The organism is Saccharomonospora iraqiensis subsp. iraqiensis, from assembly GCF_000430445.1.
In the GTDB taxonomy this organism is placed as follows: Bacteria; Actinomycetota; Actinomycetes; order Mycobacteriales; family Pseudonocardiaceae; genus Saccharomonospora; species Saccharomonospora iraqiensis.
Genome location: NZ_KE387035.1, coordinates 31002 through 33688 on the forward strand (window position 1 = coordinate 31002; position 2687 = coordinate 33688).

Below are 2687 nucleotides of genomic sequence, written 5' to 3' on the forward strand. Positions count from 1 at the left end.
CCGGGACACCGGCGCGTGCCGCGCGTGCCGGCGGTGTGGTGCGGCGATACCGCGGCACCACACCGCCGGCGTCGGTACGGTTCCTCTCTGCGGTCGGGCCCGGCGGACTACCCCTCGGCCTGTGCGTCGTCGCGTTCGCGGAGGGCCACCGGCACGCCCGCCAGGTCCTCCTCGTTGCACAACAGTTTCAGGTCGTAGTAGGGGTAGCCGTCCCGTTCGTCGTAGTCGAGGTGGACGGCGAGCACGTCCACCGGCTCACCGAGCCACCGCTGGGCCTGCTTGAGCCACCCGGCGCAGCGTTCCATCGCCGCCGGGAGATCGTCGTCGCGGAACTCCACCGGGCGATAGGGCACGTCCTGTACCTGGTCCCGCGGGTCCGAGGGCGTCGGAAGCCCCGGGGAGACACCCGCATCGTTGAGTTCCAGCTGGATGATTTCCTCACTCACCCCCTGAGCGTCCCTCAGCGGAGGGCGCAGGGCAAGCTCCCAGGACACGCAGAGCGATGTCGGCGTGGGCCCCGGCCAGGTCACCGAGCGACAGGCTTCCCCCGGCCGAGTACCAGTGCGCGACCCCGGTGCACATCTGCAGCAGCGCGATCCGGGTGACGTGCGGGTGTGCGGTACGGAACACACCGGCCTCCACCCCCTCGGCGATGGTGTCCGACCACACGCGCTCGTACCCGTCGCGCAGGGACACCACCTCGTCCCGCACCTCCGGCGGCAGGGCGTGCAGCTCGTGGTCGACGATGCGGGTCTCCCGCGGCATCCGGGCGTGCGCGTCGACGTGCCCGGTCACCAGCCGCCGGATCCGCTCGCGCGGGTCGGCCACGGTGTCGGCCACGGCGGTGGCCGCGTCGAGCAGGTCCCGCAGGCACGTCCGCATGATGCCGGCGAGCAGGTCCTCCTTGGCGCCCATGTAGTGGTAGAGACTCGCGGTGGACACGCCCGACGCGCGGGCGAGGTCCCGGATGCCGGTGCCGTGGAAGCCCCTGGTGGCGAACAACTCCACGGCCGCCTCGTGGACCCGCTCCCGGGTGTCTACCGCCACCGGCCCTCCCTGCTGTCGTAACACCCCGCGACGGGGTCACCGTCGTCCGTGCGCAGCGCCCCCTTGGCGACCCGCTCGGAGTCGGTCATCGGGAGCGAGTCCACCACCGCCCAGTAGCGCGGCACCTTGAACGCGGCGAGTTTGCCTGCGCAGAACGCGGCCAGCTCGGCCGGGTCGGGGGTGGTCTCCCCGGTGTTCGCGGCGTCCGCGCCGCGGGGCCCGGTACCGGTGCCGGTGGCGGGGACCACCCACGCCTTGACCTCCTCGCCGCGCAGCTCGTCGTCGACGCCGACGACGGCGGCGGCGCGCACGCCGGGATGGCGCAACAGCGCCCGCTCGACCTCCTCGGCGGCGATGTTCTCCCCGCTGCGGCGGATCATGTCCTTGGTGCGGCCGACGAAGAACACGCGCCCGTCGGCGTCCATCGTGGCGAGGTCCCCGGTGCGGAACCACCCGCCGTGGAACGCCCGGGCCGTGGCCTCGGGGGCGTCGTGGTAGCCGTGCATCATCCCGACCCCGCGCAGCAGCAGCTCGCCCTGTTCCCCGCGGGGCACCGGGCGGCCGTGCCCGTCGGCGACCATCACCTCCCGCCCCGGCGCGGGCCTGCCGAGGCAGCCCGTGCCCACGAAGTCGTCGTGCTCGTCCGGCGGCATGCGGAGGTCCGAGCCGGTCTCGGTCATGCCGAACGCCTCGTACCACGGCACGCCCCAGCGGCGTTCGAGTTCGGCGTGCAGCTCCGCCGGGATCGCCGACGCGCTGACCGCCCGCACGCGGTGGCGGGTGTCGTCGGGTTCCGGCGGCATCCGCAGCAGCAGGGTGGGCATCAGCCCGAGGCAGTAGAACCAGGTCACGCCGTACTCGCGGACCCGGTGCCAGAAGGTCGACGGGTGGAAGCCGTCCAGCACGACCAGCCGCGCCCCGGAGTACAGTCCCAACGCGACGTTCCACTGTGGATCGATGTAGTGGAACGGCTGGGCGGTGAGCACCGTGTCGTCGGCACCGATGTGCGGGAAGTCGGTGACCAGCCCGCGCGCCAGCGTCGTCCAGTAGCGCTGGGGCAGCACACAGCCCTTCGGGGCGCCGGTGGTGCCCGAGGTGTACTGGATGTTCGCCGGGAGCTCGCCCGTGCCTCCGGACGGGGCCCCGGTCGCCGTGCCCACGGTGCCCGTGCCCGCGGTCTCCGTGCCCGTGGCGAGGTCGTCGACGGTCAGTACCCGCTCCACGGCGGTCGCGGGGGCGATCGACTCCAGCAGGTCGCGGAACTCGTCGGTGGTCACCGCCAGCCGCGCGCCGGAGTGCGCGAGCACGTGTTCCCCGTCCAGCTCCCGGTACCGGGTGTTCACCGGCACCAGCACGGCACCCAGCCGGGCCAGGGCCAGCCACAGCAGCGGGAACTCCGGCCGGTTGCGCAGCATCACAGCCACCCGGTCGCCCCGGCCCACCCCGAGCCCGGCCAGCGCGGTGGCGAACGCGTCGGTGTGCGCGGCGACCTCGGCGAAGGTGAACCGTTGCCCGGTCTCGTCGAACACCCACGCCTCGCGGTCCGGCCACCGGGACGCCGCGTGGTCGAGGAGACCGACCAGGTCGTCGGGGTCGTCCGGCGTGCCGCGCACGGCCGCCTCCGCCGGGCCCGGCGTCCG

At 73.7% G+C, this 2687-nt stretch carries 3 protein-coding genes; all 3 read right to left on the reverse strand.

What is annotated here, in order from left to right:
- Positions 1 to 107 precede the first annotated feature (107 nt).
- Genes ACTIR_RS0101035 through ACTIR_RS0101045 form a run of 3 tightly spaced genes read right to left on the reverse strand, consistent with a single transcriptional unit; the run spans position 108 to position 2660 of the window.
- A complete protein-coding gene (locus ACTIR_RS0101035) occupies positions 108 to 446 on the reverse strand; it encodes a hypothetical protein (RefSeq protein ID WP_019808896.1) in 339 nt (112 codons plus the stop codon).
- Entirely contained in the window at positions 439 to 1047 is a 609-nt protein-coding gene (locus ACTIR_RS0101040; RefSeq protein WP_026452893.1) for a TetR/AcrR family transcriptional regulator, read from the reverse strand. The genes ACTIR_RS0101035 and ACTIR_RS0101040 overlap by 8 nt, the downstream gene beginning before the upstream one ends.
- A complete protein-coding gene (locus ACTIR_RS0101045) occupies positions 1038 to 2660 on the reverse strand; it encodes an AMP-binding protein (protein WP_026452894.1) in 1623 nt (540 codons plus the stop codon). The genes ACTIR_RS0101040 and ACTIR_RS0101045 overlap by 10 nt, the downstream gene beginning before the upstream one ends.
- Positions 2661 to 2687: the final 27 nt, after the last annotated feature.